Source organism: Streptococcus caledonicus (assembly GCF_042656225.1).
Taxonomy (GTDB): domain Bacteria; phylum Bacillota; class Bacilli; order Lactobacillales; family Streptococcaceae; genus Streptococcus; species Streptococcus caledonicus.
Map to the genome: position 1 here is coordinate 20,823 of NZ_JBHSOJ010000028.1, position 17,154 is coordinate 37,976.

6 protein-coding genes and 1 pseudogene are annotated in these 17,154 nt (G+C 40.7%); 6 read left to right on the forward strand and 1 reads right to left on the reverse strand.

The window, feature by feature from the left end; translation table 11 throughout:
- The first annotated feature begins 248 nt into the window (after positions 1–248).
- Both rpoB and rpoC read left to right on the forward strand, forming a co-directional pair.
- Positions 249–3,842 (forward strand): DNA-directed RNA polymerase subunit beta, encoded by a 3,594-nt coding sequence (rpoB, locus tag ACFPQ3_RS09820; RefSeq protein ID WP_156807115.1) that lies wholly within the window; start codon positions 249–251, stop codon positions 3,840–3,842.
- Between the two features lie 229 nt (positions 3,843–4,071).
- A complete protein-coding gene (gene rpoC, locus ACFPQ3_RS09825) occupies positions 4,072–7,704 on the forward strand; it encodes a DNA-directed RNA polymerase subunit beta' (protein WP_156807116.1) in 3,633 nt (1,210 codons plus the stop codon).
- A gap of 179 nt (positions 7,705–7,883) precedes the next feature.
- Here rpoC and ACFPQ3_RS09830 read toward each other — a convergent pair.
- Positions 7,884–8,659: pseudogene (locus tag ACFPQ3_RS09830) on the reverse strand (IS30 family transposase); the annotation flags it as partial.
- A gap of 247 nt (positions 8,660–8,906) precedes the next feature.
- Between ACFPQ3_RS09830 and ACFPQ3_RS09835 the strand changes: the two are divergent.
- The 4 genes from ACFPQ3_RS09835 (at position 8,907) to ACFPQ3_RS09850 (ending at position 17,108) form a co-directional block, all read left to right on the forward strand.
- Positions 8,907–12,788, forward strand: coding sequence for a MucBP domain-containing protein (locus ACFPQ3_RS09835; protein ID WP_156806843.1), 3,882 nt, complete (start codon positions 8,907–8,909; stop codon positions 12,786–12,788).
- An 884-nt stretch (positions 12,789–13,672) separates the two neighbouring features.
- The gene (locus ACFPQ3_RS09840) at positions 13,673–14,035 is read left to right on the forward strand and encodes a DUF1033 family protein (protein WP_156806845.1); all 363 of its coding nucleotides are present in this window, start codon (positions 13,673–13,675) and stop codon (positions 14,033–14,035) included.
- A gap of 170 nt (positions 14,036–14,205) precedes the next feature.
- Entirely contained in the window at positions 14,206–14,661 is a 456-nt protein-coding gene (locus ACFPQ3_RS09845; RefSeq protein WP_156806847.1) for a CtsR family transcriptional regulator, read from the forward strand.
- 2 nt (positions 14,662–14,663) lie between these two features.
- Complete coding sequence (locus ACFPQ3_RS09850) at positions 14,664–17,108, forward strand: ATP-dependent Clp protease ATP-binding subunit (RefSeq protein ID WP_156806849.1); 2,445 nt, start codon at positions 14,664–14,666, stop codon at positions 17,106–17,108.
- The last annotated feature ends 46 nt before the right edge of the window (positions 17,109–17,154 follow it).

Below are 17,154 nucleotides of genomic sequence, written 5' to 3' on the forward strand. Positions count from 1 at the left end.
TATATAGAAATTATTTGTCGTCTGTTTTCTTGAAATATTGTCCAAGGAAACTTACAGCAGTTAAATCCAGCTTTTATAGTCAGATTTAGCTGCTCTTTTTGTGCCTAATTTTTAAGAACTTTGACTGTTGTCACAAAGATTTAAAGGTTCTGAAAATTACAAGAAGGACAAAGCAATCTGTTGGTTCAGATTTGTAAATACCTGTGACCGAAGGTCACGTGTCAGATAGTAAAAAGGAGAACAATCACTTGGCAGGACATAATGTTCAGTACGGTAAACATCGTACCCGTCGTAGTTTTTCAAGAATTAAAGAAGTTCTTGATTTACCAAATTTGATTGAAATTCAAACCGACTCGTTCCAAGAATTTCTAGACAATAGCTTACGTGAAGTCTTTGAAGACGTACTTCCAGTATCTAACTTTACAGACACTATGGAGCTAGAATTTGTTGGTTACGAATTAAAAGAACCTAAATACACATTAGAAGAAGCGCGCATTCATGATGCGAGCTATTCGGTTCCTCTTTTTGTAACCTTCCGTTTGGTTAATAAAGAAACTGGAGAAATCAAAACTCAGGAAGTTTTCTTTGGTGATTTGCCATTCATGACTGAAATGGGTACTTTTATCATTAACGGTGGTGAACGTATCATTGTTTCACAGCTTGTACGCTCACCAGGTGTTTATTTCAATGATAAAGTTGATAAAAATGGTAAAGTTGGTTATGGTTCGACAGTTATTCCTAACCGTGGAGCTTGGTTAGAATTGGAAACTGATTCAAAAGATCTTGCTTATACTCGTATTGACCGTACACGTAAAATTCCATTTACAACGCTTGTGCGTGCTCTTGGATTCTCGGGAGATGATGAGATTTTAGATATCTTTGGTGAAGGTGAACTTGTCCGTAATACCATTGAAAAAGATATTCATAAAAATCCGGCAGATTCACGTACTGATGAAGCTCTTAAAGAAATTTACGAGCGTCTTCGTCCAGGAGAACCCAAAACTGCGGATAGCTCACGTAGTCTCTTGACAGCACGTTTCTTTGATCCAAAACGCTATGATTTGGCAGCTGTTGGTCGTTATAAAATCAATAAAAAACTCAATGTTAAAACACGCTTGTTGAACCAAACCATTGCTGAGAATTTGATTGATGCTGAAACAGGTGAAATTCTTGTTGAAGCAGGTACTATCATGACTCGGGATGTGATTGATTCGATTGCAGAACACCTTGATGGTGACCTTAACAAATTTGTTTACACGCCAAATGATTTTGCAGTGGTAACAGAGCCAGTTATCCTCCAAAAATTCAAGGTTGTGGCACCGACAGATCCAGACCGTATTGTAACAATCGTTGGTAATGCTAATCCAGATGACAAGGTCCGTGCGTTGACGACAGCGGATATCTTGGCTGAAATGTCTTACTTCCTTAACCTTGCAGAAGGTATCGGTAAAGTGGACGATATCGACCACCTTGGGAACCGTCGTATCCGTGCCGTTGGTGAGTTGCTTGCCAACCAATTTCGTATCGGTTTGGCGCGTATGGAACGAAACGTTCGTGAGCGTATGTCAGTTCAAGACAATGAGGTCCTGACACCTCAACAAATCATTAATATCCGTCCTGTAACGGCTGCAATCAAAGAATTCTTTGGTTCTTCACAGTTGTCACAGTTCATGGATCAGCACAATCCATTGTCTGAGTTGTCACATAAGCGACGTTTGTCAGCCTTAGGACCTGGTGGTTTGACACGTGACCGTGCCGGGTATGAAGTTCGAGACGTTCACTACACGCACTATGGTCGTATGTGTCCAATCGAGACGCCAGAGGGGCCAAACATTGGTTTGATCAATAACTTGTCAAGCTATGGTCATCTCAATAAATATGGTTTTATCCAAACACCATACCGTAAGGTTGATCGTGCAACAGGTAAAGTAACCAATGAAATTGTTTGGTTGACTGCTGATGAAGAGGATGAGTTTACAGTAGCACAAGCTAATTCAAAACTTAATGAAGATGGTACTTTTGCTGAAGAAATCGTCATGGGTCGTCATCAAGGTAATAACCAAGAATTCCCAGCAAATATTGTTGACTACGTTGACGTGTCACCTAAACAGGTAGTTGCCGTTGCGACAGCATGTATTCCGTTCTTGGAAAATGATGACTCTAACCGTGCCCTTATGGGAGCGAACATGCAACGTCAGGCTGTACCATTGATTGATCCTAAAGCGCCTTATGTTGGTACTGGTATGGAATATCAAGCTGCACACGATTCAGGTGCAGCAGTCATTGCCCAACATGATGGTAAAGTTGTTTACTCAGATGCTGATAAAGTTGAGGTTCGTCGTGAAGATGGGTCGCTTGATATCTATACTATTCAAAAATTCCGTCGTTCAAACTCAGGTACTGCTTATAACCAACGTACTCTTGTAAAAGTTGGTGATATCGTTGAAAAAGGTGACTTTATCGCTGATGGTCCTTCTATGGAAAATGGTGAGATGGCTCTTGGTCAAAATCCAATCGTTGCCTACATGACTTGGGAAGGATACAACTTCGAAGATGCGGTCATCATGTCTGAGCGCCTTGTGAAAGAAGATGTGTACACATCTGTTCACTTAGAAGAATTTGAATCAGAAACACGCGATACGAAGCTAGGCCCAGAAGAAATCACTCGTGAAATTCCAAACGTGGGTGAAGAAGCCCTTAAAGATCTTGATGAAATGGGTATTATTCGCATTGGTGCGGAAGTTAAGGAAGGTGATATCTTAGTTGGTAAAGTAACACCTAAAGGTGAAAAAGATCTTTCAGCAGAAGAACGTCTTCTCCATGCTATTTTTGGAGATAAATCACGTGAAGTTCGTGATACTTCTCTTCGTGTACCACACGGTGGAGATGGTGTAGTACGTGATGTCAAAATTTTTACACGTGCAAATGGTGATGAACTCCAATCAGGTGTTAACATGCTTGTTCGTGTTTACATCGCACAAAAACGTAAAATCAAGGTGGGTGATAAGATGGCCGGGCGTCACGGAAACAAGGGTGTCGTTTCACGTATTGTTCCCGTTGAAGACATGCCATATTTGCCAGATGGAACACCTGTTGATATCATGTTGAACCCACTAGGGGTGCCATCACGTATGAATATCGGTCAGGTTATGGAACTTCACCTTGGTATGGCGGCTCGTAACTTGGGAATCCATATTGCGACACCAGTATTTGACGGTGCAAGTTCAGAAGATCTATGGTCAACAGTCCGTGAAGCTGGTATGGATAGTGATGCCAAGACAGTTCTTTACGATGGTCGTACAGGTGAACCATTTGATAATCGTGTATCAGTTGGTGTCATGTACATGATTAAACTTCACCACATGGTTGATGATAAACTTCATGCTCGTTCAGTAGGTCCGTACTCACTTGTTACGCAACAGCCACTTGGAGGTAAAGCACAGTTTGGAGGACAACGTTTCGGTGAGATGGAGGTTTGGGCCCTTGAAGCTTATGGTGCCTCAAATGTTCTTCAAGAAATCTTAACTTACAAGTCAGATGACGTTAATGGACGTTTGAAAGCTTATGAAGCTATCACAAAAGGTAAACCAATTCCAAAACCAGGTGTGCCAGAATCATTCCGAGTTCTTGTTAAAGAATTGCAATCACTTGGACTTGACATGCGAGTTCTTGATGATGAAAACAATGAAGTTGAACTTCGTGACCTTGATGAAGGTGAAGATGATGACGTGATGCACGTTGATGATCTTGAAAAACTTCGTCAAAAACAAGCTGAAGAAGAAGCTCGCCTAGCAGCAGAAGTTGCAGCTGAAAACGGTGAAACATCAACTGAAGGTGAATAAAACAGTCCAGTGGACTGTTTTATCCGACACTGGGAAATGAGATAGTGTCGTAAGTCGAAAACGAGCTACTTGATTTTTAATGATATAATTAAAAGCTTGAGGCTGTAAAAACAAATGAAAGTAGAGGAAGAGCTCAAGAAAATTAGTTTTTCTGAGCTCCCATAACCTCTGAATGCTCTGTCTGAACTTAGCTTTGCTTTGTACAAAAGAAAAAAGAAAGGTAATACTAGTGGTTGACGTAAATCGTTTTAAATCTATGCAAATCACATTAGCCTCACCAAGTAAGGTCCGTTCATGGTCTTATGGTGAAGTTAAAAAACCTGAAACAATCAACTACCGTACGTTGAAACCAGAACGTGAGGGACTTTTTGATGAAGTCATCTTTGGTCCAACAAAAGACTGGGAATGTGCGTGTGGGAAATACAAACGTATTCGCTATAAAGGTATCGTCTGTGACCGTTGTGGCGTTGAAGTGACTCGTGCAAAAGTTCGTCGTGAACGTATGGGACATATCGAGCTTAAAGCCCCAATCTCTCACATTTGGTACTTCAAAGGTATTCCATCACGTATGGGGCTTACGCTTGATATGAGCCCACGTGCTCTTGAAGAAGTTATTTATTTTGCGGCCTATGTGGTAATTGATCCTATGGATACACCACTTGAACCAAAATCGCTTTTGACTGAACGTGAATACCGTGAAAAACTCCAAGAATATGGTTGCGGTTCATTTGTTGCTAAAATGGGTGCGGAAGCTATCCAAGATCTTCTTAAACGCGTTGATTTACCAAAAGAAATCGCAGAGCTTAAAGAAGAGTTGAAGTCAGCAACAGGTCAAAAACGTGTTAAAGCCGTTCGTCGTTTGGATGTGCTTGATGCTTTCTATAAATCTGGAAACAAACCTGAATGGATGATTCTTAACATCTTACCAGTTATTCCACCGGATCTTCGTCCAATGGTTCAATTGGATGGTGGACGTTTTGCGGCATCTGACTTGAATGACCTTTACCGCCGTGTTATCAACCGTAACAACCGTTTAGCTCGTCTTTTGGAACTTAACGCTCCAGGAATCATCGTACAAAACGAAAAACGTATGTTGCAAGAAGCGGTTGACGCTCTTATTGACAATGGTCGTCGCGGTCGTCCAATTACAGGACCAGGTAGCCGTCCTCTTAAATCTCTCAGCCACATGCTGAAAGGTAAACAAGGTCGTTTCCGTCAAAACTTGCTCGGTAAACGTGTTGACTTCTCAGGTCGTTCAGTTATCGCCGTTGGTCCAACTCTTAAGATGTACCAGTGTGGTGTGCCACGAGAAATGGCTATCGAACTCTTCAAACCGTTTGTGATGCGTGAAATTGTTGCCCGCGATATGGCAGGTAACGTTAAAGCTGCAAAACGTATGGTAGAACGTGGAGATGAGCGTATTTGGGACCTTCTTGAAGAAGTGATTAAAGAACACCCTGTTCTTCTTAATCGCGCACCGACTCTTCACCGTCTGGGTATCCAAGCCTTTGAACCGGTTCTTATTGATGGTAAAGCCCTTCGTCTTCACCCACTTGTGTGTGAGGCCTATAATGCCGACTTTGACGGAGACCAAATGGCGATCCATGTTCCACTTTCAGAAGAAGCACAAGCAGAAGCTCGTCTTTTGATGCTTGCTGCGGAGCACATCTTGAATCCTAAAGATGGTAAACCAGTCGTCACTCCATCTCAAGACATGGTACTTGGTAACTATTACCTTACAATGGAAGATGCAGGTCGTGAAGGTGAAGGCATGATTTTCAAAGATCGTGACGAAGCTGTAATGGCTTACCGCAATGGTTATGTTCATTTGCACTCACGTGTTGGTATTGCTGTTGATAGCATGCCAAATAAACCTTGGAAACCAAATCAACTTCACAAAATCATGGTGACAACTGTTGGTAAAATTCTCTTTAACGACGTTATTCCAGCAGAAATTCCTTATCTTCAAGAACCAAATAATGCTAACTTGACAGAAGGAACACCTGATAAGTACTTCCTTGAACCAGGACAAAACATTAAAGAAGTTATTGATAGCCTGGAAATCAATGTACCATTCAAGAAGAAAAATCTTGGTAATATCATTGCAGAAACCTTCAAACGTCTTCGTACAACTGAAACATCAGCCTTCCTTGACCGTTTGAAAGACCTAGGTTACTACCACTCAACTCTTGCTGGTTTGACTGTGGGAATTGCTGACATCCCAGTTATTGATAATAAGGCTGAAATCATTGAAGCAGCTCACGAAAAAGTTGAGCAAATCAACAAAGCCTTCCGTCGTGGTTTAATGACAGATGATGACCGCTATGTTGCGGTTACAACAACATGGCGTGAAGCTAAGGAAGCCCTTGAAAAACGCTTGATTGAAACACAAGATCCTAAGAACCCAATCGTTATGATGATGGACTCAGGAGCTCGTGGTAATATTTCAAACTTCTCGCAACTTGCGGGTATGCGTGGTTTGATGGCGGCTCCTAATGGACGCATCATGGAACTTCCTATCTTGTCTAACTTCCGTGAAGGATTGTCAGTATTGGAAATGTTCTTCTCAACTCACGGTGCACGTAAAGGTATGACGGATACGGCCCTTAAGACAGCCGACTCAGGTTACTTGACTCGTCGTTTGGTTGACGTTGCTCAAGATGTTATCATCCGTGAAGATGACTGTGGAACAGACCGTGGTCTTCTTATCCGTGCCATTACTGATGGTAAAGAAGTTACAGAAACACTCGAAGAGCGTCTTCAAGGTCGTTATACTAAGAAAACTGTTAAACACCCAGAAACAGGTGCTGTTATTATTGGCCCTAATAAGTTAATCACTGAAGATAAGGCTGCTGAAATTGTTAATGCAGGTGTGGAAGAAGTAACCATCCGTTCTGTATTTACATGTAATACTCGTCACGGTGTTTGTCGCCATTGTTATGGTATTAACTTGGCAACAGGTGATGCGGTTGAAGTTGGTGAAGCAGTTGGGACAATTGCTGCGCAATCAATCGGTGAGCCGGGTACTCAGTTGACAATGCGTACCTTCCACACGGGTGGTGTAGCCTCAAATACCGATATTACACAAGGTTTGCCTCGTATCCAAGAAATCTTTGAAGCACGTAATCCTAAAGGGGAAGCTGTTATTACTGAAGTTAAGGGGACAGTTATTGAAATTGACGAAGATGCTTCAACGCGTACGAAGAAAGTCTTTGTTCAAGGTGAAACTGGTATGGGTGAGTACGTGGTACCATTTACAGCCCGTATGAAAGTTGCTGTTGGAGATGAAGTGGCGCGTGGTGCGGCTCTTACAGAGGGGTCAATCCAACCAAAACGTTTGCTTGAAGTCCGTGATACCTTATCTGTTGAAACTTACTTGCTTGCGGAAGTACAAAAAGTATACCGTAGCCAAGGGGTAGAAATTGGAGATAAACACGTTGAGGTTATGGTTCGCCAAATGCTTCGTAAAGTACGTGTTATGGATCCAGGTGATACGGATCTTCTTCCAGGGACATTAATGGACATTGCTGATTTCACAGATGCTAATAAAGAGATCGTCATCTCTGGAGGTGTGCCTGCAACCTCACGTCCGGTCCTTATGGGGATTACAAAAGCTTCACTTGAGACAAACTCATTCTTGTCAGCTGCATCATTCCAAGAAACAACTCGAGTTCTTACAGATGCTGCGATTCGAGGTAAGAAAGATCACCTTCTCGGACTTAAAGAAAATGTTATCATCGGTAAAATCATCCCAGCAGGTACTGGTATGGCACGTTACCGTAATATTGAGCCGCAAGCAGTCAATGAAATTGAAATCATTGAAGAATCAGCGGAAGTTGTTGAAGAGACTACGGAAGCTTAGATTGAAAAGAGGGATTTCCCTCTTTTTTTGTTTTTAATATGGCGGCAAGTCATACACTTGGGGTAAAAGTTCTTAGAGGAGATAGAACTATATTGTCACAGATGATCATATTATAGTAAATTGAAAATAGATTAGGACAAAAAATAGAATAACTAATGGTATTAGCTGGGATTAAAATGATTCATCTTACTAAACTCTGAACCATTGTCCGACGTGATCGAAAGAATAGGATACTCTAAAAGAAGTTCCTTAACTGTAGCGTTAATCGGCTCTGCTTGCTTATTCGGCAATTGACAAGCCAGGGCAAACCGAGTCTGGCGTTCTACCAAGGTCATAACAACAGCTTCATCCTTGGTTTTCTTACCGAGTACAAGATCAATCTCCCAGTGACCAAACGTAGAACGGTCGTTAATTGACTCAGGACGTTCTTCTATAGAATTTCCTAGGACTTTCTTTGCGACCTTAGATGTGACTTTAGACCGTTTTCGGATGCTCACCATCTTAGGTAAATCAATTGGTTTAATCGTCAACAGGCCATCTTTGATGTAACGGTACACTGTTTTGGTTGAAGGAATGACTTCAAACGGATGTTCCTCTTTGTAGGTTTGGACAAAGGTGTCGATACTGTGGCAGCGAGGTTGGGATTTCAAAGTCTTTTCCAACTTCTTAAAGAAGGTCTTGGAACAATCTCCTAGTTTGCAATAAGTACTATTTTGTCGATTGGTCTCATGACACGTTGACCACTGTCTGGAAAGTAGACATTTGAGTATAAGAGTTTTCCATTCTTATCTTGAACTTGAGTGACGCTGCCGCGCTTGATTTCACGACTGATCGTCGAGCGATGAGGACCTAGAAGGCGAGCAATCTCAGCGGTTTTCTTACCCATCTTGAGATAGGCACTAATTTCTCCTCGTTCAGAGGCTGAGAGGTGTGAATAAGATTGATTTTTGGTAGATTAATGGACATGTTCATCTGCTTTCTATACTGAGTTGGGGGAATTCTAGTATATCAGACGAACATGTCTTTTCTGTTGCACTTCATTTTACAACGCGGGAATATTTTTAAAAAGGAAATCGTTTTCTTAGTGTGTTTATTGCGATGAAGAGTCAAAAAGCTTGACAAAATAGTCCCCTGAGGGGATAATTGAAGCTACAATCATTTGATATGTAGGGAAATAGTTTGGAAAAAAAGGAGATATTGAAATGTTTGGTAAACATTTTCATACAAACAAGAAAGAACGTTTTGGGCTTAGAAAGTTCAAACAAGGACTTGCTTCTGTAACAGTAGGAGCTTTGTTGTTTACAACAGCTGTTCAAGTAAGGGGAATTCTAAATTCGGATAGTCAAGTGGTATATGCTGCAGAAGCGACCTATTTGACCAGTACGAATTGGACACTTAACAATCAAATTTCTTCTGGAAATAAGTACATTGATCCTAATTTTATGACTGCTTACACAGGTGCCGAGACAATTATCCGTAATGAAGAAGGGAAAGAGATTAAGCTAACAGCTACTATTACTCCTTTTGGAACTGTTCCAGAGGGAGTGTCTTATCTAGTTGAAGGAGATAATCAGTCTTCTTATGGAGCTACTTCCGATATGTTTGTCGGCAATCCTAATCCAGCAACAACTCCAGCATTAGGGATTTATGTACAGCCTATTCCTTACAATAATCCGAGTCAGTGGGATTTTAATGGTGCTCGTGAGGAAGCAGTTATAACGTTTAGATTTAGTGAGCCTGTTGTGAACCCAATTATAGATGTTTCTGGTATCGGTGGTTCGGCAGATGGTTATCTGGATAGAGAGACAAATGGCCGTGGATCCTATAATAGTACTATTTTATCTTTGCTGACAAATGGTGTCCGTTTAGAAGCAGCAAGTACGGGCGCTAATTTAAAAGTTACCGATACAGTAATTGAAGCCGCAGAAAAAAATACATACAATCGTTCAGTGGTTCCTGCCGATGCAAGTGGTACAGGTTCTGGACGTTATCCAGATATGGTTCCAGCAGGAACAGGCTCAGTGCGTATTCTTGGAACCGTTTCAGAAGTGAGTTTTAAACTCTCTCACAGTGCTACCCCATATTCAATGTTTTCTGGAGCAGGGAGTGATTTTACAAGAAATGGAAGAACTAATGGCTTTAACAAAGCATGGTCAGATTATGCAGTTGTTAATGGTCGCCTCTCACAAGTTTCTAACGCTGACCTCTTCCGTTTATCAGTTCGTTTAGAAGAAGTAAAAAAAGGTTCTGTTATCGTTAACTATACAGATACTACCGGTACGATCAAACTGAAACCAACATATAAAGATACAGAAAATGGGGATGCAGGTTCAAAATATGATACTGCCCAAAGTGAAGATGAAAAACCGACTGAAATCAAAGTTGGTGAAAAAATTTACCGCTTGGCTCCAGCCGGTGAGTATCCAGTAGGTACTGTATCTGAAGTTAATAATTTGACAGACACAACAAAACAACTTGGTACGGATACTGTTTCAGGAAAAATTGAAGCAGACAAAGAGAAATCGATTACTTATGTCTACCAAGAAGTAAAAGGTTCTGTTACAGTTGAGCATAAGACGGTTGATGGGAAAGTGTTGAAAGTTACTTCAGATGTCCAAAAAGATGCTTCTATTGGGACGTCTTACAGTACAACCTCTGAGGAATTTCCAGGTTATCGGTTGGTTCGAGTAGATCCAGTAGGTGCTCCAGCCGAAGGTAAAGTAACTGAAAACCCACAACATGTTGTGTACCTGTACGAGCCAATCCCAGATACTCCAAAAACAGGAAACGTAGAAGTTCATTATCATATTGTTGATAAGGATGGTAAAGTACTGACGAAAGACGCCGTTACGAAAGAAGATCTTGTAGTAGATGGTGAAGCTGGTTCGACCTATGATGCAACAGATGAGAAAAAAGATGAAATTATTGTTGACGGCAAAACTTATGTTCTTGTAACAACTGAAACAAGTGCTAAGCCTTATACTGATGGAGATGCTGAAAATGGTGATAAGGCTCTTGTTGAGGCGAACAAAACAAAGGTTGTTAACTATTACTATATCGAACAACCAGAGGTAAAAACAGGCTCTGTCTTAGTCAACTATGTCGATACTGATGGGAATCAATTACAACCTCAATTTGTTGATACAAAAGATGCACCTGTCGGTACGAAATATGACGCAACTGAGAATAATGAAAAACCAGCTGAAATTAAAGTTGGGGATAAGACATATGTTCTAGCTCCAGAAGGTTTCTATAATGTTGGTGAAGTAACACTTGATAACAACTTACGCTCCTCTAAGATTGATGCTCTTAAATTAGCTATTGATGCTGTTTCAGGTGAAGTTCTTCCAGGTGAGCGTGTTATTACTTATGTTTACAAGTTGAAAGAAGAGCCTCAACCGGTTGCGGAGCAAGGAAATGTAGAAGTGCATTACCATATTGTTGATAAGGACGGCCAAGTACTGACAAATGACGCCATTACAAAAGAAGATCTTGTAGTAGATGGTGAAGCTGGTTCGACCTATGATGCAACAGCTAAGAAAAAAGAAGAAATTACCGTTGACGGCAAAACTTATGTTCTTGTAACAGCTGAAACGAGCGCCCATGCTTACACCGATGGGGATAAAGAAACAGGTGAGATTGAAGCCAATACGACAAAGAAAGTTAACTACTACTATGTAGCAAAAGTTGACCAACCAACCCCAGAAACTAAGAAAGGTAGTGTTCTTGTTCGTCACATTACTGAAGATGGTACTGTTCTTGCAGGACCAGTAGATGTTGTTCGTGATGGCGCTGTTGGCTCAGACTATCAGACTTCTGTTGGTAACTTCGATGGCTACACCTTTGTGAAGGTTGACGAAACAGGTGCAGATGCTAACGGTAAAGTTGAAGAGGGAGAGAAGACTGTTACTTACATCTACAAAAAGGTTGCAGAAACTCCAACCCCAGAAACTAAGAAAGGTAGTGTTCTTGTTCGTCACATTACTGAAGATGGTACTGTTCTTGCAGGACCAGTAGATGTTGTTCGTGATGGCGCTGTTGGCTCAGACTATCAGACTTCTGTTGGTAACTTCGATGGCTACACCTTTGTGAAGGTTGACGAAACAGGTGCAGATGCTAACGGTAAAGTTGAAGAGGGAGAGAAGACTGTTACTTACATCTACAAAAAGGTTGCAGAAACTCCAACCCCAGAAACTAAGAAAGGTAGTGTTCTTGTTCGTCACATCACAGAAGATGGCACAGTCCTTGCAGGACCAGTAGACGTTGTTCGTGATGGCGCTGTTGGCTCAGACTATCAGACTTCTGTTGGTAACTTCGATGGCTACACCTTTGTGAAGGTTGATGAAACAGGCGCAGATGCTAACGGTAAAGTTGAAGAGGGAGAGAAGACTGTTACTTACATCTACAAAAAGGTTGAAACGGTAGTTGAAAAGAACGGTACAGTAACAGTTGAGCATAAGACCCTCGACGGCAAGGTTTTGAGAAAGACCACTGATGTTATCCGTAATGGTAGAGTTGGTGAGGCCTATGTAACAACTCCAGAAACCTTTAAAGGCTATGAGCTCGTTAAAGTAGATGAAACAGGTGCTCCAGCTAAAGGAACTGTTACTGAAGGAACTCAGCATGTTGTTTACCTGTATAAACCAATTGTTGAGCAGCCAGTTGTGAAGACAGGTTCGGTTGTTGCTCGGTATGTCGTCAAAGGGACAGATACGGAAATTGCAGACCATCGGACGGTTAAACCACAAGATACTCCGGTTGATACCCCATATACAGATGAAGCACCGAAACTTATTGAGAAAGATGGCAAAATCTATAGATTAGTTGCTGTTCGTAAAAATGAAGGGGATGCTCCGTCAAATGGGAAGGTAATTGAAGGCAAACAGGTTATTACCTATGAGTATGAAGAAGTTAAGGGAACTGAGCCATCATCAGTAAAACCTAATCAAACAACTACGGCGATAACTCCAACTGGTCAAAACCTTCCAAGTACAGGTGACAGTGGGTCTTCATTAAGTCTAGTGGGAGTAACTATGTTAGCTGTCTTTGGGATTGCAGGTTTTCTCCGTCGCAAAGAAGACTAGAAGATGATTATCTAGAAACTTCAATTTCTGTGCTACGGCTTTCGAATCTTTGTCAACTGTAGTGAATTGACTATTCTAACGTCAAGAGAGGATAAGTTTGCGAACCCACTGAAAAAGTCGTCTTTATAGCTTCAATAAAATAAAAAAAGAGGAATCTATCTCCTACTATTTGGGTAGATTCCTCTTTGCTTTGCCCTATTTTTGATTGATAAGAGTCATAATCCATTTCATATTAGCCACAAAAATCGCTGTGGTTGCTTGTAATTCCATGTTGAAAAGACCTGAGCCATAACCACATCAAGAGAATGTCTGTATTTCAGTTTCGCATTTTTTGATTCTATCTTATAGCAATGCTTTGCATTTTCTTTAAAATAGTAATCTTGTTGAAGATAAATTGTCTTAGTGTTACAATTCATTTCTTTTCAATATGGAGTTGTTTCCTAATCTCCCATTACTGGTATTTTCTCCACTCCTTACAGGCGGCAAAATCGCCACAACTAGCACTTTCCGTAGTGGTAAACTCAAACTGTCCGGTGGCTGGTTTCAGTCTGAGTTTAAAATGATATAGCGAGGAGAGCTAGCCTTGCCAAGAAGAAGGAATTTCGTAGGAGCATCGACGCCATATTAGGAGAATTGCTAACAAAAATACTAAAAAATCTAAATTAGTATTATAAAGAATGTTGCATTTTAGCATTATTTCAATGTATTCATTTTTTCAAAAGAAAAGCTGCGCTTTGATTTGAAAAGTCTAAGATAGAGTATTTGTTGGTATGTATCTCTTTCCAGAGATTTAGATTATTTTAAGGAATACGTTCTCTCTGAGCAAATCTTTTCCAATACAGACAAAAATCTTATATAATAGGTCAAACGATAAGGAATGTATTATGTATCAAATTATTAAATTATATGGGGATTTTGAACCCTGGTGGTTTTTAGAGGATTGGAAGAATGATATTGTCTCCTTGCAAGAATTTCAAGATTTTAATGTTGCTGTGAAAGAGTATCTTGAACTGCTGCAAAGATTAAAAAAGGTGTTTCCTAGCTTTGAAAGTCGATCTAGTTTTTTGGCTACTTTTTGGGACGTTAATGAACAACGCTGGTGTGAAGAGTGTGATGAAAATTTACAGCAGTACCACTCTATTGCTCTACTCAAAGATTTTGAAATTCTACCAGTAGGGTGTCATGATAAGTTGTTGGAAGAAGCAAATGATCAACCGAAATTTCCTTCAGCATGCGCATTAGGTTAATAAAAGGAGCTAAGTCTCCTTTTTTTCGTCAACTATAAGTCTAATAGTTCAAAAATGGTTAGAAATTTGCTATAATAAGGTCAGTATTAGTCAAAATATAGAACTGTTTTTAAGAGTATCACAGAAACAATGCGGTTCAGTTTTAAATTGATTATGTAAAAGGAGGGGTTATGGTCCTAAAAAACACTTCTGATTATATTGAAGAGCATATCAAACGCCTACTAGCTCAAACGGGTGTTGCAGAGATTCAGCGCTCCCAATTGGCGGAATCATTTCAAGTGGTTCCTAGCCAAATTAATTATGTGATTAAGACACGGTTTACAGAAAGTCGCGGCTATGTGGTAGAAAGTAAAAGAGGTGGCGGTGGTTACATCCGTATTGTTAAGGTTGCTTTTTCCGATCAGCACCATTTTTTAGGTGACTTACTAAGTAAGTATTGCCAAAATCCAACGGAACAAATATTTGCTGATTTAATGCAACTTCTCTATGATCAAGGCGTCATCACAGAGCGTGAAGGAAATATTTTATTGGGAGTTTGTAGTGATGAGATTCTAGGTGTTAATGCGAATCAGATTCGCGCGAGACAACTTCGTACACTTCTTCAAAGATTAGATAGAAAAGGATAAGTATGGTTGAATATTCGTTAAAAATGAAGGAAGCTCTCCGCCTAGGTCAGGAGCAGGCTGCCCGTTATAATAGTGCTTATTTGGAGACCTGGCATGTACTTCTAGGGATGGTTATGTTGCATGACTCAGTTGCAGGATTAAGTTTTGCAGAGTATGAGGGAGAAATTTCCTTAGAAGAGTATGAAGCGGCAGCTATTTTGGCTATAGGAAAAGCTCCGCAGGATAATATAAAAAGGAGTGATCTTCTTCGTCCGACTTCCAAAGCTTTGAGAGAAGTTCTAGAGTACGCTTCTGCTATTTCCAAAGTCATGAACAATGATGAAGTTGGAACAGAGCATGTTCTTTTTGCGATTTTGGTTAATGTGGATTTGTTAGCAACCCGTATTTTAGAATTAGCTGGATTTAAAGTGAAGGATGATGGCAATTCGCTTCGTTTGATTGACCTCAGGAAAACGTTAGAACGTCATGCTGGAATCTCTAAAGAGGATTTAAAAGCTATCCATGGACTTAGAAAACCTAAAAAGATTAAAGCAGGCGGTAGCTTCTCTGACATGATGAAGCCACCTTCAACTGCAGGAGAATTGTCTGATTTTACGCGAGATTTGTCAGCAATGGCAGAACAAGGGCTTTTAGATCCTGTTATTGGACGTGATAAAGAAATCACTCGTATGATTCAGGTACTGAGCCGTAAGACTAAAAATAATCCTGTTTTAGTTGGTGATGCCGGCGTCGGAAAAACAGCTCTAGCTTACGGGCTTGCGCAACGAATCGCTACCGGTAAGATTCCATATGAGCTTCAAGAAATGAGAGTTTTAGAGCTTGATATGATGTCTGTTGTTGCAGGAACACGCTTCAGAGGTGACTTTGAAGAGCGCATGAATCAGATTATCGAAGACATTGAAACAGATGGTAAAATCATCCTCTTTATTGATGAATTGCATACGATAATGGGAACTGGTAGTGGTGTTGATGGAACGCTTGATGCAGCCAATATCTTAAAACCTGCCCTTTCACGCGGAACTCTTCACATGGTTGGAGCCACTACTCAGTCTGAGTATCAGAAACATCTAGAAAAAGATGCAGCCCTTTCACGACGCTTTGCTAAAGTTATGATTGAAGAGCCGAGTCAAGCTGATGCAGTAGCTATTTTAAAGGGACTTAGACCAAGTTATGAAACTTTTCACCATGTTTCTATTTCTGATGAAGCTATTGTCACTGCGGTTAAAGCTGCGCATCGTTATTTAACCAGTAAGCAGTTACCAGATTCGGCGATTGATTTGCTTGATGAGGCTAGCGCCACTGTTCAGATTATGACTAAAAAAGAAGCCCAAGAGACTCTTAACCCAATTGACGAAGCTCTTCTTGCTGGTGATTTAAAACGCGTTGGTCAATTATTGAAAGAATCGCAAAAAAATGATGTTCGTCCAGCAATTTCAGTAACAGAAGAACACATTTTAACGACTCTTAGCCGTTTATCAGGTATTCCTGTGGAAAAATTAAGCCAAGCAGATAGTAAGAAATACTTGAACTTGGAGACAGAGCTCCATAAACGTGTGGTTGGACAAGATGCGGCAGTGTCTGCTATTAGCCGTGCTATTCGTCGTAATCAGTCGGGGATTCGTACAGGTAAACGTCCAATCGGCTCTTTCATGTTCTTAGGACCAACTGGAGTTGGTAAGACGGAATTAGCCAAAGCGTTAGCAGAAGTGTTGTTTAATGATGAATCGGCACTCATTCGTTTTGACATGTCAGAATATATGGAAAAATTTGCGGCGAGTCGTCTTAATGGTGCCCCTCCTGGTTATGTTGGTTACGATGAGGGTGGTGAATTAACTGAGAAAGTTCGCAACAAACCTTATTCAGTGTTATTGTTTGATGAGGTTGAAAAAGCCCACCCAGATATCTTCAATGTGCTGTTACAGGTTCTCGATGACGGTGTCTTGACAGATAGTCGTGGCCGCAAGGTTGATTTTTCAAATACCATTATCATCATGACCTCAAATCTTGGAGCTACTGCATTACGTGATGATAAGACAGTTGGATTTGGAGCTCAAGCTATCTCTCACAATCATCAGGCAATGGAAAAACGGATTCTTGAAGAATTGAAGAAAGCTTATCGTCCAGAGTTTATCAACCGTATTGATGAGAAAGTTGTTTTCCACAGCCTTGATGAAGCGCATATGCGTGAGATTGTAACGATTATGGTGCAGCCTCTTGTGAAAGTTTTGGCGAATAAGGGTGTCACCCTAAAATTTCAGCCTGCAGCCCTCAAATATTTGGCACAAGATGGTTATGATATTGAAATGGGTGCTCGTCCACTTCGTCGAACTATCCAAACAGAAGTTGAAGATAAGTTATCAGAACTGATCTTAGCTGGTGAGCTAGTCCAAGGACAAACCTTGAAGGTTGGTTTGTCTAAAGGTAAATTAAAGTTTGAGATTGTATAAGCAAATAAAACCGCTAGGAGTTCATCTTAGCGGTTTTAATATTTTA